Consider the following 21,543-nt stretch of genomic DNA (forward strand, 5'->3'; position numbering starts at 1 on the left):
GGGGGCGCTGCCCCCGCACCCCCGGGATATTTGGGCCAATGCGAAAGACCGGGGGCGCAGCAGCCGCCTTGCGGGAGCGGTCAGGCTGGGGTGGTCGGGCGGGGGCGGTCAGGCGGGGGTGGTCAGGCGGCGGAGCCGAAGCGGGCGGACTGGTCGCGGAAGAAGCTGTCCATCACGAAGGCGACGCCCTCGGGGCGGACCTGGCGCAGGTTTTCGGCGTAGAAGCGGCCGGCGAAGGGCGGGCCGGTGATGATCTCGTAGCTGGGGAAATAGTCGACGCCCGCATCCTCGGCCGCGATCTCGCCCGCCACCGCGCGCAGCACCGCCTTCGACCAGCCGGTCGCCACCAGCACGTGATCGCCGCTCGCCGTCGCGGTCAGCGGCACCGGCGACACCGTCAGCAGCACCCGGATCGCCGGGTTGACGCTGCGCAGAAGGCCGATCGCATCGCCCAGCCGCAGCAGGGTATCGTCGAAATCGTGGTTCACGAAGTGATGGCGCTCGGGGTCGAACCGCCCCGCGACCGTGCCCGGGCAGATCGCATATTCAAGCCCGGTCTCGCGCTCCTGCCAGCTTTCGGTCAGGCCCAGGGTGAAGACGAAGACCGTCGCCTCGCGCACCGCCTCGCGGATCGCGGCGAGCGTGCGGGCCCGCGACGCGGCCAGCGCGGCGAGGCTGTCGAAACCCTGCGGCTCGATCGCCGGGCGGAACGGGTCGTAGACGCGGCCGTCGCGCTCCCAGTGCCGCTCGGGCATCTGGCCCTTGTCCAGCGCCCAGTCGAGCCACTGCGCCAGCATGTTGGCGGTGTAGATGTTGCCGGTGCGGAAGCTGAAGGTGCCGTAGTGGCGCGCCAGCCGCGCCTCGGGCGCCAGCCCCGCGGGCGCCGGCTCGGCATCGACCCAGCCATAGCCCCGCGCCGACAGCGCCCGGCCGATGTGCTGGGCAAAGCACGAGCCCGCGGTGACGATCCGGTCCTGCGGGCCGATCGGGAATTTCGGCGACCACAGCCCCGCGATCCGCTCGGGCGCGCCCCGGGTCAGCGGCTCGGCCACGGCCGAGCGCCAGAACGCCTCGCTGGGCAGGCCGCTGTAGGGATTGGTCTGGGCGTCGCTCACGTCGGTCCGCTTTCGGTCTGGGGCGTGTCCTGCAGCGCCACGCTTGGGGGGTGGCGTCATCCTGCCCATGGCCCGCGGCCAGCGTCAACGGGCCCGCGGTCAGGGCCGCGGACCCCGCCGCGCAGGCCCGGCGGCAATGCGGCAGCACCATGCAGCCGCGATGCCGCAATTGGCGGCGGAAGCGGCCGGATCGGAAACAGTCGGGCGTGATCTGCGCATTGTTGCACCCAGCCGCCGGAATTGCGGCGAAGCATTGAAAATCCTGCGCAGTTGCGGCTTGCCTAGGGGCAGGATCGAAAACCAGACTGTTTCCCGGCCCGTCCCGGTCTGGACCCTCCGCGCCGGCCTCCCCGACCGGCCCGGATCGTTGCCCTCCCCGGGCAGGACGCCGCGCCCGAGGTAGCGAGATGTTGATGAGCAGCGACGCCCGACCCCTTGCCGATCGCCAGGCCGAGAAGCAGGCCGCCCGCCAGGCCGAGGTTCTGGCCGCGCTCGAGGCGCATGGCGACGAGGCAGGCTATTTCGAGCCGCTGGGCGCCGATCACGCGGCGCTGTTCACCGACGAGGGCACGACCCTGCTGGTCACCTTCGAGACCTTCGATGCCTGCCGCCGCGATGGCGACGGGATGCCGATGGGCCAGAAGCTGGCCGCGGCGCAGGGCTGGTCCAGCCTGTGCCTGCTGGCCGAGGGTTCGACCTGGTTCCGCGACCGCGCCGTCTTCGGCTTCTTCGACCGCCAGGTCGACGACGCCTTCTTCGAGGATTTCGACCGGGTGATCTTCTGGGGCGCCAACATGTGCGGCTATGCCGCCGCCGCCTTCTCGGTCACCGCGCCCGGGGCCACGGTGATCCTGGCCGCGCCGCAGGCGACGCTGGACCCGGTCGTCACCGGCTGGGACAACCGCTTCACCGACCGCCGGCGGATGGATTTCACCAGCCGCTACGGCTATGGCCCCGACATGATCGAGGGCGCGGGCCCGGTCTACCTGATCTACGACCCGCGTTCGGCCCCCGACGCGATGCATGCCGCGCTGTTCACCAAGCCCTTCGTGCACAAGCTCGCCTGCCCGTTCCTCGGGCCGATGCCGGCGCGGATCCTGTCCGAGATGAGCATCCTCGAGCCGCTGATCGTGGCCGCGGGGCGCGAGGATTTCACCCCGGGCGTGTTCTGGAAACTGTACCGGGCCCGGCACCGCTGCCGGCCCTGGCTGCGCCGGATGACCCAGTGGCTGGACCAGCGCAACCGCGTCTTCCTTGCGGCCCTCGCCACCCGTGCCGCGGCCGAGCGGGTCGAGGACGGGCAGTTCGTCGACCGGCTGGCCGAGCTTGAGGCGATGCTGGAGGAAGCCGGGGGCAGCCTGCCGCCGGCCCTGCCGACGCCGAAACCGCCGCCCGCGCTCTGACCCGCCCGCCGCCCAGCCGCGGCGCGGTCCGCTGACCGGGCCGGGCCGCCGTCAGGGCGGCCCGGATCACCGGCGACCGGCCGGCCAGCGATCGTCCGGTGCCCGGCCAGTGCCCGCTCAGTGCTCGGTGTCGAGCAGCAGGATGCTGGGCTGCCAGGGGCCGAGGTACAGCTGGAAATCCGGCGTCGGCCGGGTCGAGCCGATCTCGCCGCCGATCGCCACCCAGTTGCCCGGCGGCACCGTCACCGTCGCCGGCTCCTCGGAGAGGTTGAAGAAGCACAGGATCGTCTCGCGGCCCTCGGTGCGGCGGAAACTGAGCACCTCTCCCTCGACCGTGACATCCGTGATCTCGCCCACCCGCAGCGCCGCGTGGCCGCGCCGGAACGACAGCGCCCGGCGGTAGTGGTGCAGGAGCGCCGCCGGATCGCCCTCGGCCGAGGTCACCGCGAGCGGGTAGTGCGGCGAGGGCACCGGCAGCCAGGGCCGCGCCGGCGAGAAGCCGGCGTTGACCTGGGTCTGGTCCCAGGGCATCGGGGTGCGGCAGCCGTCGCGGCCCTTGAACTCGGGCCAGAACTCGACGCCATAGGGGTCCTGCAGGTCCTCGAAGGCGATGTCGGCCTCGGGCAGGCCCAGCTCCTCGCCCTGATAGAGGCACAGCGACCCGCGCAGGCAGATCATCAGCGAGACATAGGTCCGCGCCGCCGCCGGCGTCAGGCCCCAGCGGGTGATGTGGCGCTCGACGTCATGGTTGGAATAGGCCCAGCAGACCCAGCCGTCGGCGGCGACCTTCGCCACCTCGCCGAAGACCTCGGCTACGGTGGCCGCCGGCATCGAGCTGCCCGACAGGAAGTCGAAGGCATAGGACATCTGCATCCGCTCGGTGCCGCGGGTATATTCCCCGAGGATCTCGAGCCCGCGGTGGCTGTCGCCGACCTCGCCCACCGCCGCCGCGCCGTAGACATCCATCAGGGACCGGAATTTCTTCAGGAATTCAAGATTTTCCGGGCGGTTCTTGTCATAGACGTGCAGCTGGTGGTTGTAGGGATTGACCGAGGGCGCGGTCTTGTCGTTGCGCTCGGCCTTGGGCAGGGCAGGATTGTCGCGCAACTCCTTGTCGTGGAAGTAGTAATTGATCGTGTCCAGCCGGAAGCCGTCCACCCCCCGCTCCAGCCAGAACCGCGCCACGTCCAGCAGCGCGTCCTGCACCGCGGGATTGTGGAAATTCAGGTCGGGCTGCGACGTCAGGAAGTTGTGCAGGTAGTACTGCTCGCGCCGGGCGTCCCAGTGCCACGAGGTGCCGCCGAACTGCGACTGCCAGTTGGTCGGAACGGTGCCGTCGGGCTTGGGCTCGGCCCAGACGTACCAGTCGGCGCGCGGGTTGTCGCGGCTGGCGCGGCTTTCCTTGAACCAGGGATGCTGGTCCGAGGTGTGCGACAGCACGAGGTCGATCATCACCTTCAGCCCGTAGGCATGGGCGGTGGCGATCACCTGGTCGAAATCGGCGAGGCTGCCGAACATCGGGTCGACGTTGTAATAGTCCGACACGTCGTAGCCGTAGTCCTTCATCGGCGAGGTGAAGAACGGCGAGATCCAGATCGCGTCCACGCCCAGCGAGGCGACATAGGGCAGCCGGTGCACGATGCCCAGCAGGTCGCCGATGCCGTCGCCGCTCGCGTCCTGGAAGCTGCGCGGGTAGATCTGGTAGATCACCGCCCCCTTCCACCAGCCCGCCTCTTTCTGAAAGACCGTCGGGGCCATCGGCGTCTCCTCTGTCGCTGCGAAACTCTTTGCGAACCTGTGGCGCACCCCCCTCGGGTTCAACCCGAAAAAGTGCATCGCTCTCGCCGAATTGCGCAACCGGGGCGGCATGGGCGGCGTTCTGCCAGCAGGCACTGGCGGTTAGCGCAAACGGCGGATAGCTATAGCCAGACGCCCCCGTCGATCGCGGCGCCCGAGCCCCAGCCGTCGCCGCCCCGGGAGGACACCAGGAGGACCCATGGCCGATCACGATCCCAGAAGGCCGGCCACCGGCGCGGCGCTGACACTTGTCGCCGACGTGGGCGGCACCAACACCCGGGTCGCCTTCGCCACCGGCGGCCAGGTCGACACCGCCGCCGCGCGCAAGTTCCGCAATGCCGATGCGGCCGGGCTGGCCGAGGTGCTCGGCCGCTTCCACGCCGAGGCCGGCGCGCCGCCGCTCACGGGTGCTTCGGTCGCGGTGGCGGGGCCGGTGCACGGCGGCACCGGGCAGCTGACCAACCTCGACTGGCATTTCGACGCGGCGAGCCTCGGGGCCGCGCTCGGCCTCGCGCCCGCGCGGGTCGGGATCCTGAACGACCTGCAGGCGCAGGGCCATGCGCTGGGCTTTCTCAAGCCCGGCAGCGCGACCGAGGTGATCGCGGCCACGCGCGACCCGGCCGGCACCCAGCTGGTGATCGGCATCGGCACCGGCTTCAACGCGGCGCCCGTGCACCCGCTGCCCGGCGGCCACCGGCTGGTCGCGCCGTCGGAATGCGGCCATGTCACCCTGCCCGCCCGCACCGCCGAGGAGATCGAGCTGTCGCGCTTCCTGGCGCGCGACAACGGTTTCCCCGGCGGCTTCCCCGGTGTCGAGGAGGCGCTGTCGGGGCGCGGGCTCGGCCATGTCGACGCGTTCCTGGCCGCGACCGGGCCCGGCGGCCTGCCCGCACGCGATTCGACCCAGATCATCGCCGCCCTCGCCGAGGGCGAGCCGCGCGCCCATCGCGCGGCCGCGCTGTTCGTCACGCTGCTGGGCCGCGTCGCGGGCGATCTCGCGCTGACGCACCTGCCCTTCGGCGGCATCGCCCTGATCGGCGGCATGGCCCGCGCGCTCGCCCCGCATTTCGCGGCCGGCGGCTTCACCGCGGCCTTCCGCGACAAGGGCCGGTTCTCGGGCTTCATGGAAAGTTTCGCCGTCGACCTGGTCGAGGACGACCTCGCGGCGCTGATCGGCTGCGCACATCATCAGCTTGGCCTGTCAGGTCACGAAAGCGACAAACTCTCATAAGCCAATTTTAACGCCGCGCGCCTAACCCTGCCCTGTACCCGAGAGGAACGGAGGCAGAGGTGACCCGCTTGAGCCAGACGCATCAGTCGTCCCGGACGGAGGCCCGCGCATGAGCGCGGTCTTCGCCCTTCCCGCACGGCTGGATTTCAACGCCGCCGTGCCGTTGGCGCATGCGCTGCGCGACCATGCCGGCGACGATCTCGCGCTGGATGTCACGGCGGTGTCGCACCTGGGCGGGCTGTGCCTGCAGGTGCTGCTGGCGGCAGCGCAAAGCTGGCGCGGCGCCGGCCACAGCCTGTCGCTGACCGGCTGTTCGCCCGCCGTGGACGAGGCGCTGACGCTGTTCGGCATCGACGCCGGACGCCTGGCCGCGCGCAACGAGCTTGAGGTCGCCGCATGACGCTCACGGTCCTTGCCGTCGACGACAGCCGGACGATCCGCGACATGCTGAGGCTGGCGCTCACCGATGCCGGCTTCACCCTGCACCTGGCCGAGGACGGGGTGCACGGGCTCGAGGTGCTGGCGGGGATCGAGCCCGACGCGATCATCTCGGACATCAACATGCCGCGGCTGGACGGGTTCGGCTTCATCGAGGCGGTGCGGGGCCAGGAGCGCCACCGCGCCACGCCGATTCTGGTGCTGACCACGGAAAGCGCGCCCGAGCTGAAGGCGCGGGCCCGCACCGCGGGCGCGACAGGCTGGATCGTCAAGCCGTTCGATCCGCCGAAACTGGTGAAGGCCCTGCACATGGTCGCGGGCTGAGGAGGGCGCGATGGCGCAGCCGAATGACCCGATGGCCGAGATCCGCGCCTCGTTCTTCGTGGAATGCGAGGAACTGCTCGAGGCGCTGCAGGACGCGATGGCCGCGATCTCGGACAGTCTCGACCAGGGCGGGCAGCCCGACGGCGAGACGATCAACGTCGCCTTCCGGGCGGTGCATTCGATCAAGGGCGGCGCGGGGGCCTTCGGGCTGAAGGCGCTGGTCGCCTATGCCCACCGGTTCGAGACCGTGCTGGACGAGCTGCGCGCGGGACGGATGACGCTCGACCCCGAGGGGATGAAGCTGATCTTCGCCGCGGCCGACATCCTGGCCGACCAGGTGCGGCTGGCCAATGCCGATCCCGCCGCCAGCCCGCCCGGCGCCGAGGAGGCGCTGCTGGCGCTGGAAGGGCTGACCGGCGGCGGCGGCCACGCGCCCGAGCCCGAGCCCGAGGTCGACGATTTCGTGCCGCTGGGGCTGAGCTTCGATTTCGGCGGGATCGACGCGGGCCCGTCCAGCACCCGCTGGCGGCTGCGCTTCGTGCCCTCGGCCGGGCTCTACCGTTCGGGCAACGAGCCGCTGCTGCTGCTGCGCGCGCTCGCCACGCTGGGCGAGGCCGAGATCCGCTGCGACCTGTCGCGCCTGCCCGACTTCGCGGCGATGGACCCCGAGGCCTCGTACCTGGGCTGGGACATCCTGCTGGACACGACCGCCGGGCGCGACGAGATCCTCGAGGTGTTCGACTTCGTCGAGGACCTCGCCGAGATCGAGCTGACCGAGGAGGGGCCGGCCGGCGACGCGCCGCCGCCCGATCCCGCCGGCGATCCCCTGCCCGACCCGGCCCCGGCCGCCGAAAGCGACGCGACCGCCCCGCCCGGGCCCGGCGCCGCCGCGGTCCCGGACCGGGCCCCGGCCCCGGCCGCCCCGCCGGCGGCGGCGGCGCGCGCCGAAGGTGGCGGCGCCCATCCGGCCGAGACCGCCGGCGCGACGGTGCGGGTCGATCTCGAGCGGATCGACCGGCTGGTGAACCTGGTGGGCGAGCTGGTGATCAACCAGGCGATGCTGGCGCAGAGCGTCTCCGAGGCGGGGCTGGGCGCGAATTCGGCGGTGATGAGCGGGCTCGAGGCCTTCATGATGCTGACCCGCGACATCCAGGATTCGGTGATGATGATCCGCGCGCAGCCGGTGAAGCCGCTGTTCCAGCGCATGGCGCGGATCGTGCGCGAAGCCTCGGGCGCGGTCGGCAAGGAGGTGCGGCTGCGCACCGAGGGCGAGGGCACCGAGGTCGACAAGACCGTGATCGAGCGGCTCGCCGATCCGCTGACCCACATGATCCGCAACGCCGTCGACCACGGGCTGGAAAAGCCCGAGACCCGGGTCGAACGCGGCAAGACCCGCGAGGGGATCATCACGCTCTCGGCCCAGCACCGCTCGGGCCGGGTGGTGATCGAGGTTTCGGACGACGGCGGCGGCATCAACCGGCCGCGGGTGCGCGAGATCGCCGAGCAGAAGGGGCTGATCCCGCCAGAGGCGCAGCTGTCGGATTCCGAGATCGACAACCTGCTGTTCCTGCCCGGCTTCTCGACCGCCAGCGAGGTTTCGGCGCTGTCGGGTCGCGGCGTCGGCATGGACGTGGTGAAGCAGGCGATTCAGGCGCTCGGCGGGCGCATCACCATCCTGTCGGAGCCCGGCAAGGGCACCCGCTTCTCGATCTCGCTGCCGCTGACGCTGGCGGTGCTGGACGGGATGGTGGTGAAGGTCGCGGGCGAGACGCTGGTGATCCCGCTCTCCTCGATCGTCGAGACCGCGACGCTGGCCGCGGGCGACATCCGCATGCTCGGCCCCGAAAGCAGCGTGATCCACATCCGCGGCGGCTTCGTGCCGCTCTATGACCTGGGGGCCGAGCTCGGCTATCGCGAGCCGCGGGCCTCGTATGTCGGCTGCATCGTGCTGCTGACCGCGCAGGATGACGGCAGCCGGGCGGCGCTGGTGGTCGAAGAGATCATGGAACAGCGCCAGGTGGTGATCAAAGGCCTGCAGCAGGGCTATGGCAACATCCCCGGCGTCGCCGCCGCGACCATCCTCGGCGATGGCAAGATCGCGCTGATCCTCGACCCCGGGGACCTGGTCGCGAACGCCACCGGCCGCACCCGCCTTCCCGATTTCGCTCTGACAGGTTGACCCCATGACCGAGGACCGTCTGAATTCCGAACTCGAACTGCTGTCCTTCCGGCTCGCCGAGCAGGAATACAGCGTCGACATCATGTCCGTCCGCGAGATCCGCGGCTGGACCCGCGCGACGCCGCTGCCGCACAGCCCGCATTACATGCGCGGCGTGATCAACCTGCGCGGCACGGTGCTGCCGGTGATCGACCTCGCCTCGCGGCTGGGCATGCCGCCGGTCGAGGGCGACGCGCGCAACGTCATCATCGTCGTGCAATCCGAAGGACAAAGCGTGGGCCTTCTGGTCGATGCGGTCTCCGACATCCTGGCGCTGCCGCGCGGCGCGCTGCAACCGCCGCCCGAGATCTCGGCGGATGCCGCCGCCGGCTTCATCTCGGCCCTGACCATCGTCGAGGGGCGGATGATCCGCGTGCTGGACCTCAGCTCGGTCCTGCCCGGCTACCGGGCGGATGCCGCGTGACGGCCATGAGCGCGATGACCCATCCCTCGCTGTCGCCCAGCGCCCCCAGCGCCGCCGAGATGGCGGCGGTGGCGAAGATCCTGCACGACGAAGCGGGCATCGTGCTGAACCAGACCAAGACCAGCATGGTGCAGTCGCGGCTGGCCAAGCGGCTGCGCAGCCTCGGGCTCAGCAGCTATGGCGACTACCTTGCGCTGGTCGCGGGCAGCGACGGCCAGGACGAGCGGCGCCGGATGATCTCGGCCCTGACCACCAACGTCTCGCATTTCTTCCGCGAGATGCACCATTTCGACCTGCTGCGCAGCACGGTGCTGCCACCGCTGCTGGCGCGCGCGCGCACCGGCGGCCGGGTGCGACTGTGGTCCGCCGGCTGCTCGAACGGACAGGAGCCGTGGTCGATGGCGATGGTCGTGCTCGAGCTGATGCCCGAGGCGCCGCGCCACGACATCCGCATCCTCGCGACCGACATCGACCCCGAGGTGATCGCGCGGGCCGAGGCCGCGACCTACCCCGCGAGCCTGCTCGAGGGGATGGCCCCGGCGATGGTCGCGCGCCATTTCCAGGCCGAGGGCGACGACTACCGGATCAACGATGCCGCCCGCGCGCTGCTGCGCTTCCGCGAGCTGAACCTGCACGGCCCCTGGCCGATGCGGCACGGCTTCGATGTCATCTTCTGCCGCAACGTGGTGATCTATTTCGACCTCGATGCCCAGGCCAAGCTCTGGCGGCGCTTCGCGGCGATGCTGTCGCCCGGCGGCATCCTGTGTGCCGGGCACTCCGAACGGGTGCCGGTTGCCCCTGCCCTGCCGTTCGAGACGGCCGGCATCACGAGTTACCGCCGCCTTGCCGGCGCCATCCCAGGAAGGGACGCTGCCTGATGTCATTGCGCGAACAGCTCAAGATCATGGTCGTGGACGACATGTCGACCAGCCGCGGCCTGATCACCCAGGCGCTCGACGCCATGGGCCTGCGCCAGGTCGCCTTCGCCAGCGACGGACCCGGCGCGCTCGAAGCGCTGGAGAAGGCGCCGGCGCACCTGGTGATCTCGGATTACAACATGCCCGGCATGGATGGCTTGCAGCTGCTGAAGGCGCTGCGCACCGGCGGCAAGACCAAGGGCGTCGGTTTCATCCTGATCACCGGCCGCGCGGACAAGGAGATCGTCGACAACGGAAAGAAGCTGGGCATGAACAACTTCCTGAAAAAGCCCTTCACTCCGCAGGAGTTGCGCAGCTGCATCGAAGCCGTGGTCGGTCGGCTGTGACCGCCATGACCGTGAGCGTCGATCACCGCGACCTGCCGCTCGACGCGCTGGCCCAGCGCATCGCGGACGAGTTGGCCTCGCTCGCGGCGCTCTCGGCCGGGGTGCAGGCCGCGCTGTCGCTGTGCGAATTCGCCGAGCATACCGATCCGGCCGCGATCCGCGGCCTGCAGGGCATCGACCGGATCACGCAATGCCTCGAGGACCTGGGGCGGCTGATGGAATCGGTCTCGGGCGAGCTGACGGGCGACATCCGGCTGCACGCCGTCCCGATCCTGTCGCGGCTGCGGCTGCACGAGCTTGTCGCGGCGCTGGACCCCGACGAAGGGCCGGTTGCCCCCCATCCGGATGATGGCGAGGTGACCTGGTTCTGACCGGGCACTGCCGGCATCGCGCCGGCACCTCCGCACGGGCTGGCCCGGGGCGCCGGAGTGGCCGGCCCCGCCGGACCGCACCGCGCCCGATCGTGCCCGGGCCCGGGCCGGCGCTCAGAACAGCTCGACACCATTGCCCGCGGCGGGCTTGGGCACGGGTTTCTCGTTCAGGTCGGTCCGGCCAACCAGCTTCTGGCGCGCCCGGCCATCGCCCGGCCAGAATTGCACGCGCCGCGCCTCGTTGCCGCCAAGGCTCTGGCCGACACAGTCGAGGCCCTCGCGCTGCAGGAAGTCGATCACGAAATGCGCGTTCCGGGCGCCGATGTCGGACAGGCCGGCGACCATGCGGGCGCCGCCGAAGACCTTGGCCTGCATCCGGTTGCGGCTGGCCCCGGCCTTGATCATCGCATTGATCAGAAGCTCCATCGCGTTGGCCCCGAAGCTGGCTGCGGCGACGCCGGTCCCGGTGCCCTCGGGCAGCAGGAAGTGGTTCATGCCGCCGATCCCGGCGATCGGATCATGCAGGCAGGTCGCCACGCAGGAGCCGAGAATGGTGCTGATCGTCGCCTGCGACCTGCCGACGGCGAACTCGCCCTGCGAGATGTGGAAAGATCCTTCCGTGGGCAGCCTGGTATCGACCCCGATCATCCGCGCACCCCCGAGCGGGCGCTTTGACGCCCGGTCAGGGCCAGCAGCTCGGCCGACATCCGGGCCAGCGGAACCGCGCGTTCCGCCCCCCCCATCTCCAGCGCGGCGCGGGGCATGCCCCAGACCACCGAGCTTGCCTGGTCCTGCGCGAGGCAGCGCGCCCCGGCCGCGCGCAGCGCAGCCATCCCCTCGGCGCCGTCGCGGCCCATCCCGGTCAGCACCGTCGCGACCACCTTCGGCGCAAGGCTGACCGCGCTTTCGAACAGGATGTCGACCGAGGGGCGGTGGCCGCTGCGCTTCTCGCCCTCGAGCAGGCGACAGGTCGGGCCCGGCGCCAGCGCGAGGTGGCGCGTGCCGCCGGGGGCGATGCGCACCTCGCCCTGCCGGATCGGCGCCCCCTCCTCGGCCAGCGCCACCCGGGGCGCGACGAGGCCGTCGAGCCGGCGCGCGAAACTGGCGAGGAAAGCGGGCGGCATGTGCTGGGTGATCAGGGTCGGCGGACAGTCGGCGGGGAAGCCGCGCAGCAGGCATTCCAGCGCATCCACCCCGCCGGTCGACGACCCGACCAGCACCATCTTGCCGTTCCACAGGAAATCGCGCGGCGTCACCCCGGCACGATGCGGCACGCGCCCCTGCAGCCGGGCCCCCGCGGCCGAGACGAGGATGTCGGCCAGTTCGCGAAAGCCGTAGGGCAGCCGGTCGGCGGCGGGCTTGCCGATGCAATCGACCGCGCCCAGCGCCAAAGCCTCGATCGCGGAGCGAGAATTCTCGTGGGTCTCGGTCGAGATCATCACCACCGGCATCGGCCGCAGGCGCATCAGCCGCTCGAGGAATTCGAGCCCGTTCATCCGCGGCATCTCGACATCCAGCGTCAGCACGTCGGGCGAGAGGTTGCGGATCATCTCGCGCGCGACCAGCGGATCCTCGGCCTCGCCGACCACGACCAGCCGCGGATCGCCCTGCAGGCGATGGCGGATCAGCTGCCGGATCGTGCGACTGTCGTCGACGATCAGCACCCGTACCGGGCCGCGCCCCGGCCCCTGGTCAACCCGCATGCCGCCACTCGACCGAGGCGCCGCGCGCCGGGGTCCCGTCCGTGATCTGGAATTTCGCGACGGCGCGCGCGAGGCTGGCGGCATCGTCGCTGATGCTGCGGCTGGCCGCGGCGGTCTGCTCGAACATGCCCGCGTTCTGCTGGGTGACCTGGTCGAGCTGGTTGATCGCGATGTTGATCTCGGCCAGCCCCGCGGATTGCTCCGAGGCCGAGCCCGCGATCTCGGAGACGCGGGTGGTGATGTCGGTGACGCCGGTCAGGATCTCGCGCAGCGCGCCGCCGGCCTTGCCGACCAGTTCGACCCCGGTGCGGACATGGCCGCCCGACCGGGCGATCAGCCCGTCGATCTCGCGCGCCGCCTCGGACGAGCGTTGCGCCAGCGCCCGCACCTCGGAGGCGACGACGGCGAAGCCGCGCCCGGCCTCGCCCGCGCGCGCCGCCTCGACGCCGGCGTTCAGCGCCAAGAGGTTGGTCTGGAAGGCGATGTCGTCGATCACGCCGATGATGCGCGAGATCTCCTGCGACGAGGCCTCGATCTGCTCCATCGCCAGCACCGCGTCGTCGACGATCTTGCCGGACCGCTCGGCCGCGCCGCGCGCGACCTCGACCGCGCTCTGGGCCTCGGCGGCGCCGCTCGCCGCCGACTTGACCGAGGCGGTCAGCTGGTCGAGCGCCGCCGCCGTCTGTTCGAGCGTCGCCGCCTGCCGCTCGGCCCGGCGCGAGAGATCCTCGGCCGAGGTGGAGATCTCGGTCGAGCCCGAGCTGAGCGAGTCGGTGCGCTCGGCGACCTCGCCGATGGTCTCGGACAGCTGGGCCATCGCGCGGTTGAAATCGCCGCGCACCCCTTCGTAATCGGCCGAGAACCGCTCGTCGATCCGCACCATCAGATCGCCCCCCGCCAGCCGCCCGAGGCCCGAGGCCAGGGCCGAGACGGCATGGCGCTGCGCCTCGGCCAGGGCGACGCGCTCGCGCTCGGCCGCGGCGGCGCGCGTCTGCACCTCGGTCACGTCGCTTGCGATCAGCACGATCCGCATCACCCGGCCCGACCGGTCCAGCACCGCCGCCAGCAGGCCGTCGGCGAGCGAGGTGCCGAAGGCCAGCCGGCCCTGCCACACCTCGCCGGAGGTCAGGCCGCGCCAGGCGGGTTCGAGATCCTTGGCGCCCTCGGGGCGGAACATCATCGCGGCGGCCTGCCCGACCAGCGCCTCGGGCGCCTGCCCCGCCAGGCCGGCGAAGAGCGCGTTGCAGACCACGAGTTGCCCGTCGGGCTGGAACTGCGCCATCGCCTGGCTGCGGTCGAGCGCGCCGAGGATGGCGCTCGTCAGCCGCTCTGCGGTGACGTCGCGCCATTCGACGACATAGCCGATGCGGCCGCGCCCCTCCATCTGCACCTCGCTGACGTTGAGCTGGAACCGCGCGCTGCCGACACCGATCTCGGCCTGGTGCGGCAGGTTGCGGCTGTCCGACAGCAGCGCCCGGGCCTTCGACGGGATCACGTGGAACACGTCCATCGTCTTGCCGATCACGGTCTTCGGGTCGAACTGCGGCACCTGGATGGCGAAGTCGTCGCGCCGGACGTCGAACAGCGCGTAAAGCGCCGGGTTCACGAACTTCACCTCGAAATTCTCGTCGACCATCATCAGCGGCGCCGAGGTGCCGTCGAAGGCGGCGCCGCGGAAGGCCGCGGCCTCGGCATGCTGCTTGCCCTCGGCAAGGCTGCCCCGGAAGGCCTCGAGGCCGCGGGCGATGTCGCCGATCTCGTCCCGGCGGGTCAGGGCCGGGATCGTCGCGTCATAGCGGCCCTGGGCGACCTCGGCCATGGCGGCGCAGGTCCGGCCGAGCGGCCGCGCGATCCCGCGCCCCAGCCACCAGGCAAGCCCCGCCACCGCCAGCATCAGCAGCGCCCCCCAGCCCGCGACCTCGCGCGCCAGGCGGTGCACCGGGGCGAGGATCTCGCTGCGGTCCTGTTCGACCACCAGCGCCTGCGGCAAGCCGAGCATCGAGACCGGGCCATAGGCGATGACCGCATCGACGCCGTCGATCCCGACACCTTCCTGCGCGCCCTGCCCGCCGGCCAGCGCCAGCGCGACCTCGGGCAGCGCGGTCTGGCGCTGCTCGAGCGTGTCGGGGGCGCCGCCGTCGACATTGGTGCGCAGCCGGTTGTCCGGCCCGACCAGGTAGGCGCGCCCGCTGTCGCCAAGGCCGGTGCGATCCACGGTGATCGCGTTGATCTGGTTGAAGGGAAGCTGGAAGGCCAGCGCGCCCAGCCGCTGCCCGCCGCGGTCGAAGACCGGCTGGGCGACGAAGGCGGCCGCGGCGCCGGCCGAGGGCGCATAGGGGCGGAAGTCCGAGGCCGAGGGCGGCGCGCCGGGGCCTGCCGACAGCGCCGCGCGCGCGACCTGGGCCAGGCCGGTGTCGCGCAGCGGGCCCGCCATCAGGTCGGCGGTGAAATCCTCTTCCTTGAACAGCGAGTAGACGACCCGCCCGGCCGCATCGATCAGGAAGATGTCGTAATAGCCGGTCTGCTGCCAATGCGCGGCCATCTCGGGATGGACGCGGCGATGCACGACGGAATAGTCGTCAAGCCCGCCCGCCGTCTCCAGCAGGTGCCGGCGCCCGGCGGGATTGGGATTGTCGGTGATGTATTCGCGCTGTAGCTCGGCCGCGGCGCCGGGACCGCGCCGGTCGAAGGCCCGCGTGAGATCCGCCAGCGCCTTCTGCACCGAGGCGGTCCCCGCCATCGTCGCCAGGTCGGAGGTGATGCGCGCGCTCCACAGATCGAGGTTCTCGCGGCGCATCTCGGCGGTGACCGCCAGCCGCTCCTGGCCGGCGGCGCTGAGCGCGCGCCCCGCCTCGCGCAGCGCGAAGCTGCCCATCACGACGAGGCTGGCAAGGCTGACCAGGACGATCAGCAGCGGCAATCTGAGGCTGAGTCGAAGGGAAAATGGCATCTGCGATCCGCGGTCCGGCCGACAGGCGCGTCGGCCCGGGCAAGGTCGCCCCGCCCGCTGAAGATTCGCTTAAACGCTTTTGCCGAAATGCCGGATTCGTTTCTGCACACCCGAAAACACCTTGATCCGGACTGATTTTCACGCGACCGGCGCCTTAATCTCGCCGGATTCCGCACCGAGTGTTAACGAGAAATGAAGAGGTGCCCGCGGGAAGAATTCCCAGAGCAGGCGCGGCACCATCACCAGAAGGGCTGAAGATGCGCATCCTTGCGGTCGATGACGACGAGATGATCCTGGAGCTTTTGTCGGCGAGCCTTGGCGCCAACGGTTTCAGCGATCTGACGACGGCCTCCTCGGCGCGGGAGGCGGCACAGATCCTGACGGCCAGCCCCGAGCTGTTCGACTGTTTCCTCCTGGACATCCAGATGCCCGAGATCGACGGCATCGAGCTGGCCCGCGCGATCCGGCGGAGCCCGAACTACCAGACCGCGCCGATCATCATGATCACCGCGATGAGCCAGAAATCCTACATCGACCGCGCCTTCGCGGCCGGTGCGACCGACTACGTCACCAAGCCCTTCGATCCGGTCGAGCTCGGGACCCGGATCCGGCTGGCGGCGCGGATGGTCGACCAGAACAACGCGATCCGCCAGAACGCCAACCAGCTTGACGGGCTGCGCCAGCAGCTGGAGCGCGAGCGCTTCATCGACCTCGCCGACCCGATCTCGATCAAGGAGGTCGACGGCGTGATCGAGCTGCAGGCGCTTGAGAACTACCTGCTGCAGCTGACCCGCTCGGGCCTGTTCGCGACCTCGATCTTCGCCTTCAAGGTCGAGGGGGTCGAGCAGATCTACGCCGCCTCGTCGCCGACCGATTTCCGCTATCTGCTGACCGACGTGGCCGAGGCGATCGCGACCTCGCTGCGCACGGTCGAGCGCTTCGTGGCCTATGCCGGCAACGGCGTCTTCGTCTGCGTCGCCCACGGCCGCACGCCGCTGGACCTCGACACGGTGACGGCCACGGCGAACCTGATCGTCGACGAGATGGGGCTGACCAACAGCCGCGGCATGCCGATCCGCTGCACGCTGCGCGTGGGCTCGCCCGTGCGCGTGGGCCTGGTGCGGGCCGGTCGCGGCGCGGTCGACGCGCTGTACGTGGCGATCGACAATGCCGAGCACGAGCCGGGCCCCGCCGAGGCCGACGGCTGGGGCGTGTCCAGCCAGTTCCGCATGGCCTGACCAGGACCTGACACGATGATCGACCTCGCCATGACCCAGGCCCGCGGCCAGGCCGTCTCGGCCCGTGTCGCAGAAATCCGCGGCCGCTTCCTCGACGTGCTCGAGGGCCGCCTCGTCGAGCTTGAGGCCGCGCGCAGCGATCTCGAGGAGGACGACGGGCTCGACCTCGCCTACCGGGCGCGGCTTCTGGACCTGATCCGCTTCGGCGCGCACAAGACCACGGGCATCGCCGCCACCGTCGGCTTCCCGGAACTGGGCCGGCTCTCGCAGATCGCCGAGCTGGCCACCGACGGCCACGACCCCGCATCGGCCAGCACGAGCGACCGCCAGCGCCTGCTGGACGCCGTCGACGACATGCTGGGCGAGATGGCCCTGATCCTGATCGACAACGATCGCTGCTGAGATCGCGGTGAGATAGCCGCCGGGACCGCCGGCGCGCCTAGCGCCGGCGCCAGCGGTGATGCAGCGCCCAGGCCACGGCGAACCCCGCCGCGACCACGCCCGCGGCCAGCACGAGATGCCCCTCGAGACGGATGCCGCCGATCAGCCGGTGCAGCGTCGCCCCCAGCCCGAAGCCGAGCCCGGTGACGACATGGGCCCAGACCAGCACGGCGAGCGCGTTCAGCGCCACGAACTTCGGCACCGGCACCCCCGCCGCGCCCAGGCTGAGCGCCCCCACCGTGCGCGCGCCGTAGAGGAAGCGGAACCCCAGGATCAGCGCCGTCGGCCGCTCGACCACCAGCCGGCGGACCTTCGCGACCGCGCCGTGGTTCAGCATCCGCCGCGCGAAGCCGAAGCGCGAGGTGTGCCGGCCGAGGAAGAACAGCACCTCGTCGCCGACGAAGGCCCCCGCCGCCACGACCAGCGCCACCATCTCGAACGGGAACATCCCGCGATGGGCAAGCACGCCGGCGAGAAAGCCGGTGGCATCGCCCTCGACCGCGGAGCCGACGAAGATCGCGGGCAGGCCCCAATGCGCGATCAGGGCCTCGAACGCCATGACCTCAGCGCACCTTCAGCGTGGCAAGGCCGATCAGCGCCAGGATGAGCGAGATGATCCAGAACCGGATCACGATCTGCGCCTCGCCCCAGCCCTTCTTCTCGAAATGGTGGTGGATCGGGGCCATCAGGAACACCCGCCGGCCGGTGCGCTTGAAATAGGCGACCTGGATGATCACCGACATCGCCTCGACCACGAAGAGGCCGCCGACGATCGCCAGCACGATCTCGTGCTTGGTGCAGACCGCGATCGCGCCCAGCGCGCCGCCCAGCGCCAGCGAGCCGGTATCGCCCATGAACACCGCCGCGGGCGGGGCGTTGTACCACAGGAAGCCCAGGCCCCCGCCGATCAGCGCCGCGGTGAAGACCAGGATCTCGCCGGTGCCGGGCACGTAGTGGACGCCGAGATATTCGGTGAAGGTGACGTTGCCGACGACATAGGCGATGGCGCCGAGCGTGCCCGAGGCGATCATCACCGGCATGATCGCCAGCCCGTCGAGCCCGTCGGTCAGGTTCACCGCGTTGGCGGCGCCGACGATCACCAGCATGCCGAAGGGCACGAAGAAGATGCCCAGGTGGATCAGCAGGTCCTTGAAGAACGGCAGCGCCAGCTCTCCGGACAGGCCGGCGGGATGCGCCCAGGCGGCCGCGCCGGAGGCCAGCGCCGCGACGACAAGGCCGATGCCCATCCGCACCCGGCCCGAGACGCCCTTGGTGTTCTGCTTCGTCACCTTCGCGTAGTCGTCGGCGAAGCCGATCAGCGCGAAGCTGTAGGTGACCAGCAGCACGATCCAGACATAGATGCTGTCGAGCCGCGCCCAGAGCAGCGTCGAGACCCCGAGCGCCGAGAGGATCAGCAGCCCCCCCATCGTCGGCGTGCCCGCCTTGACGAAATGGGTGGCGGGGCCGTCGTCACGGATCGGCTGGCCCTTCTTCTGCACCTTGCGCAGGTAGTCGATCAGCGGCCGCCCGAAGATGAAGCCGAAGATCAGCGCCGTGAAGAAGGCCGCGCCTGCCCGGAAGGTGATGTAGCGGAACAGGTTGAACACCCCGCCCCCATCCGACAGCTCGGCCAGCCAGTAGAGCATTCACTCGGTCCCTCGATTGTGGTGCGCGACCGCTTGCCCCAGCTTGCGGATCGCGTCAACCAGCAGCGCCACCTTGATGCCCTTCGAGCCCTTGACCAGCAGGACATCGCCGGCATCGGCAAGATGGCGCAGCTCGGGGACCATCTCCTCGGCCGTTTCCAGCCACAGGCCGCGGCGCGCGCGCGGCAGCGCCTCCCACAGCGCCTTCATCCGCGGGCCGACGCAGTGCACCGTGGTCACCCGCGCCATCGCCGGGTGGTCGGCCAGCGCCGCATGCATCGCGATCTCGTCCGCGCCCAGCTCGAGCATGTCGCCCAGGATCGCGATCCGGCGGCCCGCGGCCTTGCGCCCGATCCCGTCGCGGGGCTCGGCCGCGGCCAGCATCTCGAGCGAGGCGCCGACCGAGGTCGGGTTGGCGTTGTAGGCGTCGTCGATCAGGTCGAAGCTGAGATGGTCGTCGACCAGGTCGAGCACGATGCGCTCGCGCATCCCGCGCCCGCCCGCGGGCAGCCACTGCCCGAGGTCGAGCGCGGCGACGGCGGTGTCGGCGCCCGCGGCCGCGGCCACGGCCAGCACCGCCAGCGCGTTCTGGGCGAAATGGACCCCTTGCGTGCGCAGCTTGAACAGCAGCGGGTGCACCCCGCCGTCGGCGCCGCGGTGGCTGGCCTCGACCACGGTCGCATCGGCCACGACCCGCGCGTGGATCAGCCGCCAGTCGGCCTCGGGGTCGGCGCCGAAGGTCAGGATGTGGTGGCCATGGCCCCGCCCCGCCGCCTCGAGCAGGCCCGAGACCGGCAGGCCCAGCGGCACGACGGCGGTGCCGCCGGGCTCGACCCCCTCGAAGATCGCGGCCTTCTCGCGCGCGATGCCGTCGAGGCTGCCGAAGGCCGCGAGATGGGCGGGGGCGACGGTGGTGATCACCGCGACATGCGGCCGCGCGAGACGCGCGAGCGGCGCGATCTCGCCCGGGTTCGACATGCCGATCTCGATCACCGCGAAATCGGTGTCGGCGGGCATCCGCGCCAGGGTCAGCGGCACGCCCCAGTGGTTGTTGAAGCTGGCCTCGGCGGCATGGACGCGGCCCTGTGCGGCCAGGACCTTGCGCAGCATCTCCTTGGTCGAGGTCTTGCCGACCGAACCGGTGATGCCGACGACGCGGGCCCGGGTGCGGGCCCGGCCCGCGCGCCCCAGCGCCACCAGCGCGTCCAGCACGTCGGGCACCACCAGCAGCGGGTCGTCCGGCGTGCAGCCCTCGGGGATGCGCGACACGAGCGCCGCGGCCGCGCCGCGGTCGAGTGCGGCGCGCACGAAGTCGTGGCCGTCGCGCGCGTCCTTCAGCGCGACGAACAGGTCGCCCCGCCCCAGGCTGCGGGTGTCGATCGACACGCCGGTCACGGCGAAGGCTTGGGTGGCACGGCCGCCGGTGGCGGCCTCGGCCTCGGCCGAGGTCCAGAGCGTATCGGTCATATCCGGCCCTCCAGCGCGGCGACGGCGACGCTTGCCTGTTCGGCATCGTCGAAGGGGAAGACGGTGTCGCCGACGATCTGGCCGGTCTCGTGGCCCTTGCCGGCGATGATCAGCGCGTCGCCGGGTTCCAGCGCGTCGACCGCGCGCAGGATCGCCTCGGCCCGGTCGGCGACCTCGGTCGCCTCGGGGCAGCCGGCCATCACCTCGGCCCGGATCGTCGCGGGGTCTTCCGACCGCGGGTTGTCATCGGTGACGAACACGAGGTCGGCATGGCGCGCGGCGGCCTCGCCCATCAGCGGGCGCTTGAGCTTGTCGCGGTCGCCGCCGGCGCCGAAGACGCACAGGATGCGGCCCATGACATGCGGGCGCAGGCTGACCAGCGCCGAGGCGAGCGCGCCGGGCTTGTGCGAATAGTCGACGAAGACGGTGGCGCCGTTGCGGCGCACCGCCGCCAGCTCCATCCGGCCGCGCACGGTCTTGACCTGGCTCACCGCGTCGAAGACCACGTCGGGCTCGGCGCCCGAGGCGATGACGAGCCCCGCCGCGACCAGCACGTTCTCGGCCTGGAAGCCGCCGATCAGGTCGAGCCGGATCTGGCGCGGCGAGCCGAACCAGTCGACGCGCACGTCCTGCCCCGTCGCGTCGAAGCGCTGCGACAGGATCTTCATGTCGGCCGGCGTCTCGCGGCCGACGGTGATGACCTCGAGCCCGCGCGCCTTGGCCCGCGCCCGCATCTCGGACGAGCGGTCGTCGTCCATGTACAGCACCGCGGTGCCGTCCTCGGGCAGGACCCGGTCGAAAAGGCCGGCCTTGGCGTTGAAATAGCTGTCGAAATCGTGGTGGTAGTCCAGGTGGTCCTGGCTGAAGTTGGTGAAGGCGCCGGCCTTCAGCCGCACCCCGTCGAGCCGCTTCTGGTCAAGCCCGTGGCTCGAGGCCTCCATCGCCGCGTGATCGATGCCGGCGGCCTTCATCTGCGACAGGATCCGGTGCAGGGTCAGCGGCTCGGGCGTGGTGTGGGGCACGGGGGCGGTGAAGTCGCCCAGGACCCCCATCGTGCCGATGTTCGCCGAAGCCAGCCCCATCGCCTGCCAGATCTGGCGGGTGAAGGTCGCGACCGAGGTCTTGCCCGAGGTGCCGGTCACCGCGACCACGGTCTCGGGCTGGGCGCCGAACCACAGCGCGGCGGCGAAGGCCAGCGCCTGGCGCGGGTCCTCGGCCACGATCAGCGCGGCCTCGGCCCCGGCCATCTGGTCACGCGCGATCCGCGCGCCCTCGCGGTCGGTCAGGATGGCGCCCGCGCCCATGCGCAGCGCGTAGGGAATGAACTCGGCGCCGTGGACCTTCGATCCGGGCAGCGCCGCGAACAGGTGCCCCGGCTTCACCTGGCGGCTGTCCACCGACAGCCCCGTCACCCGCCACTCGGCGCCACCGCGCGCGGTCAGCCCCAGCTCGGCGAGCGTCGCGGTTCTCGGACCCGATTCCTGGTCGCTCATCGCTCTCTCCTAGACCCTCG

20 protein-coding genes are annotated in these 21,543 nt (G+C 71.2%); 11 read left to right on the forward strand and 9 right to left on the reverse strand.

The window, feature by feature from the left end; genetic code table 11:
* Nucleotides 1-122: 122 nt before the first annotated feature.
* The gene (locus V8J39_RS07655; RefSeq protein WP_336460304.1) at nt 123-1,115 is read right to left on the reverse strand and encodes a GSCFA domain-containing protein; all 993 of its coding nucleotides are present in this window, start codon (nt 1,113-1,115) and stop codon (nt 123-125) included.
* 413 nt (nt 1,116-1,528) lie between these two features.
* Between V8J39_RS07655 and V8J39_RS07660 the strand changes: the two genes are divergently transcribed.
* Nucleotides 1,529-2,518, forward strand: coding sequence for a phosphoadenosine phosphosulfate reductase (locus V8J39_RS07660; RefSeq protein ID WP_336460305.1), 990 nt, complete (start codon nt 1,529-1,531; stop codon nt 2,516-2,518).
* Between the two features lie 117 nt (nt 2,519-2,635).
* Here the strand turns inward: V8J39_RS07660 and V8J39_RS07665 are convergent, their stop codons facing one another.
* Nucleotides 2,636-4,276, reverse strand: a complete 1,641-nt coding sequence (locus tag V8J39_RS07665; protein WP_336460306.1) for an alpha-glucosidase — start codon at nt 4,274-4,276, stop codon at nt 2,636-2,638.
* Nucleotides 4,277-4,514: 238 nt separating this feature from the next.
* On the opposite strand from V8J39_RS07665, the gene V8J39_RS07670 reads away from it, so the two are divergent.
* The 8 genes from V8J39_RS07670 (at nt 4,515) to V8J39_RS07705 (ending at nt 10,585) form a co-directional block, all read left to right on the forward strand.
* Nucleotides 4,515-5,546 (forward strand): glucokinase, encoded by a 1,032-nt coding sequence (locus V8J39_RS07670; RefSeq protein WP_336460307.1) that lies wholly within the window; start codon nt 4,515-4,517, stop codon nt 5,544-5,546.
* Between the two features lie 109 nt (nt 5,547-5,655).
* Nucleotides 5,656-5,946, forward strand: a complete 291-nt coding sequence (locus V8J39_RS07675; protein WP_336460308.1) for an STAS domain-containing protein — start codon at nt 5,656-5,658, stop codon at nt 5,944-5,946.
* Nucleotides 5,943-6,308, forward strand: coding sequence for a response regulator (locus tag V8J39_RS07680; protein ID WP_336460309.1), 366 nt, complete (start codon nt 5,943-5,945; stop codon nt 6,306-6,308). The genes V8J39_RS07675 and V8J39_RS07680 overlap by 4 nt, the downstream gene beginning before the upstream one ends.
* Before the next feature lie 10 nt (nt 6,309-6,318).
* Nucleotides 6,319-8,487 carry a chemotaxis protein CheA gene (locus V8J39_RS07685; RefSeq protein ID WP_336460310.1) on the forward strand — a complete coding sequence of 723 codons (2,169 nt, stop codon included), beginning with the start codon at nt 6,319-6,321 and terminating at the stop codon, nt 8,485-8,487.
* 4 nt (nt 8,488-8,491) lie between these two features.
* Nucleotides 8,492-8,950, forward strand: coding sequence for a chemotaxis protein CheW (locus V8J39_RS07690; protein ID WP_336460311.1), 459 nt, complete (start codon nt 8,492-8,494; stop codon nt 8,948-8,950).
* Between the two features lie 5 nt (nt 8,951-8,955).
* Nucleotides 8,956-9,828, forward strand: coding sequence for a CheR family methyltransferase (locus V8J39_RS07695; RefSeq protein WP_336461175.1), 873 nt, complete (start codon nt 8,956-8,958; stop codon nt 9,826-9,828).
* On the forward strand, nt 9,828-10,214 hold the full coding sequence (locus V8J39_RS07700) for a response regulator (protein ID WP_336460312.1): 387 nt from the start codon (nt 9,828-9,830) through the stop codon (nt 10,212-10,214). The genes V8J39_RS07695 and V8J39_RS07700 overlap by 1 nt, the downstream gene beginning before the upstream one ends.
* Before the next feature lie 5 nt (nt 10,215-10,219).
* Nucleotides 10,220-10,585: a hypothetical protein gene (locus V8J39_RS07705; protein ID WP_336460313.1), complete on the forward strand. Its 366-nt coding sequence runs from the start codon at nt 10,220-10,222 to the stop codon at nt 10,583-10,585.
* A gap of 114 nt (nt 10,586-10,699) precedes the next feature.
* Here the strand turns inward: V8J39_RS07705 and V8J39_RS07710 are convergent, their stop codons facing one another.
* From V8J39_RS07710 to V8J39_RS07720, 3 genes are read right to left on the reverse strand one after another with little or no spacing between them, the layout of a single operon-like run.
* Entirely contained in the window at nt 10,700-11,233 is a 534-nt protein-coding gene (locus tag V8J39_RS07710; RefSeq protein WP_336460314.1) for a chemotaxis protein CheD, read from the reverse strand.
* Nucleotides 11,230-12,288, reverse strand: coding sequence for a protein-glutamate methylesterase/protein-glutamine glutaminase (locus V8J39_RS07715; RefSeq protein WP_336460315.1), 1,059 nt, complete (start codon nt 12,286-12,288; stop codon nt 11,230-11,232). The genes V8J39_RS07710 and V8J39_RS07715 overlap by 4 nt, the downstream gene beginning before the upstream one ends.
* Complete coding sequence (locus V8J39_RS07720; protein ID WP_336460316.1) at nt 12,278-15,238, reverse strand: methyl-accepting chemotaxis protein; 2,961 nt, start codon at nt 15,236-15,238, stop codon at nt 12,278-12,280. Before V8J39_RS07720 ends, V8J39_RS07715 begins: the two co-directional genes overlap by 11 nt.
* Nucleotides 15,239-15,495: 257 nt before the next feature.
* On the opposite strand from V8J39_RS07720, the gene V8J39_RS07725 reads away from it, so the two are divergent.
* Nucleotides 15,496-16,476, forward strand: a complete 981-nt coding sequence (locus tag V8J39_RS07725; RefSeq protein ID WP_336460317.1) for a response regulator — start codon at nt 15,496-15,498, stop codon at nt 16,474-16,476.
* 15 nt (nt 16,477-16,491) lie between these two features.
* On the forward strand, nt 16,492-16,878 hold the full coding sequence (locus V8J39_RS07730; RefSeq protein WP_336460318.1) for an Hpt domain-containing protein: 387 nt from the start codon (nt 16,492-16,494) through the stop codon (nt 16,876-16,878).
* A 37-nt stretch (nt 16,879-16,915) separates the two neighbouring features.
* On the opposite strand, the gene V8J39_RS07735 is transcribed toward V8J39_RS07730, so the two are convergent.
* Genes V8J39_RS07735 through V8J39_RS07750 form a run of 4 tightly spaced genes read right to left on the reverse strand, consistent with a single transcriptional unit; the run spans nt 16,916 to nt 21,523 of the window.
* Nucleotides 16,916-17,476 (reverse strand): DedA family protein, encoded by a 561-nt coding sequence (locus tag V8J39_RS07735; RefSeq protein ID WP_336460319.1) that lies wholly within the window; start codon nt 17,474-17,476, stop codon nt 16,916-16,918.
* A gap of 4 nt (nt 17,477-17,480) precedes the next feature.
* On the reverse strand, nt 17,481-18,563 hold the full coding sequence (gene mraY / locus V8J39_RS07740) for a phospho-N-acetylmuramoyl-pentapeptide-transferase (RefSeq protein WP_336460320.1): 1,083 nt from the start codon (nt 18,561-18,563) through the stop codon (nt 17,481-17,483).
* Entirely contained in the window at nt 18,564-20,030 is a 1,467-nt protein-coding gene (locus V8J39_RS07745; protein ID WP_336460321.1) for a UDP-N-acetylmuramoyl-tripeptide--D-alanyl-D-alanine ligase, read from the reverse strand.
* Nucleotides 20,027-21,523, reverse strand: coding sequence for a UDP-N-acetylmuramoyl-L-alanyl-D-glutamate--2,6-diaminopimelate ligase (locus V8J39_RS07750; protein WP_336460322.1), 1,497 nt, complete (start codon nt 21,521-21,523; stop codon nt 20,027-20,029). Before V8J39_RS07750 ends, V8J39_RS07745 begins: the two co-directional genes overlap by 4 nt.
* Between the last annotated feature and the right edge of the window lie 20 nt (nt 21,524-21,543).

Source organism: Frigidibacter sp. MR17.24 (genome assembly GCF_037095655.1).
Lineage (GTDB): Bacteria > Pseudomonadota > Alphaproteobacteria > Rhodobacterales > Rhodobacteraceae > Frigidibacter.

Excerpts from the sequence above, each read along its gene's own strand:
- V8J39_RS07660 (WP_336460305.1), top strand. The coding sequence starts at position 1,529 with ATGAGCAGCGACGCCCGACCCCTTGCCGATCGCCAGGCCGAGAAGCAG.
- V8J39_RS07665 (WP_336460306.1), bottom strand. The coding sequence starts at position 4,276 with ATGGCCCCGACGGTCTTTCAGAAAGAGGCGGGCTGGTGGAAGGGGGCG.
- V8J39_RS07670 (WP_336460307.1), top strand. The coding sequence starts at position 4,515 with ATGGCCGATCACGATCCCAGAAGGCCGGCCACCGGCGCGGCGCTGACA.
- V8J39_RS07675 (WP_336460308.1), top strand. The coding sequence starts at position 5,656 with ATGAGCGCGGTCTTCGCCCTTCCCGCACGGCTGGATTTCAACGCCGCC.
- V8J39_RS07680 (WP_336460309.1), top strand. The coding sequence starts at position 5,943 with ATGACGCTCACGGTCCTTGCCGTCGACGACAGCCGGACGATCCGCGAC.
- V8J39_RS07685 (WP_336460310.1), top strand. The coding sequence starts at position 6,319 with ATGGCGCAGCCGAATGACCCGATGGCCGAGATCCGCGCCTCGTTCTTC.
- V8J39_RS07690 (WP_336460311.1), top strand. The coding sequence starts at position 8,492 with ATGACCGAGGACCGTCTGAATTCCGAACTCGAACTGCTGTCCTTCCGG.
- V8J39_RS07695 (WP_336461175.1), top strand. The coding sequence starts at position 8,956 with ATGAGCGCGATGACCCATCCCTCGCTGTCGCCCAGCGCCCCCAGCGCC.
- V8J39_RS07700 (WP_336460312.1), top strand. The coding sequence starts at position 9,828 with ATGTCATTGCGCGAACAGCTCAAGATCATGGTCGTGGACGACATGTCG.
- V8J39_RS07705 (WP_336460313.1), top strand. The coding sequence starts at position 10,220 with ATGACCGTGAGCGTCGATCACCGCGACCTGCCGCTCGACGCGCTGGCC.
- V8J39_RS07710 (WP_336460314.1), bottom strand. The coding sequence starts at position 11,233 with ATGATCGGGGTCGATACCAGGCTGCCCACGGAAGGATCTTTCCACATC.
- V8J39_RS07715 (WP_336460315.1), bottom strand. The coding sequence starts at position 12,288 with ATGCGGGTTGACCAGGGGCCGGGGCGCGGCCCGGTACGGGTGCTGATC.
- V8J39_RS07720 (WP_336460316.1), bottom strand. The coding sequence starts at position 15,238 with ATGCCATTTTCCCTTCGACTCAGCCTCAGATTGCCGCTGCTGATCGTC.
- V8J39_RS07725 (WP_336460317.1), top strand. The coding sequence starts at position 15,496 with ATGCGCATCCTTGCGGTCGATGACGACGAGATGATCCTGGAGCTTTTG.
- V8J39_RS07730 (WP_336460318.1), top strand. The coding sequence starts at position 16,492 with ATGATCGACCTCGCCATGACCCAGGCCCGCGGCCAGGCCGTCTCGGCC.
- V8J39_RS07735 (WP_336460319.1), bottom strand. The coding sequence starts at position 17,476 with ATGGCGTTCGAGGCCCTGATCGCGCATTGGGGCCTGCCCGCGATCTTC.
- mraY (WP_336460320.1), bottom strand. The coding sequence starts at position 18,563 with ATGCTCTACTGGCTGGCCGAGCTGTCGGATGGGGGCGGGGTGTTCAAC.
- V8J39_RS07745 (WP_336460321.1), bottom strand. The coding sequence starts at position 20,030 with ATGACCGATACGCTCTGGACCTCGGCCGAGGCCGAGGCCGCCACCGGC.
- V8J39_RS07750 (WP_336460322.1), bottom strand. The coding sequence starts at position 21,523 with ATGAGCGACCAGGAATCGGGTCCGAGAACCGCGACGCTCGCCGAGCTG.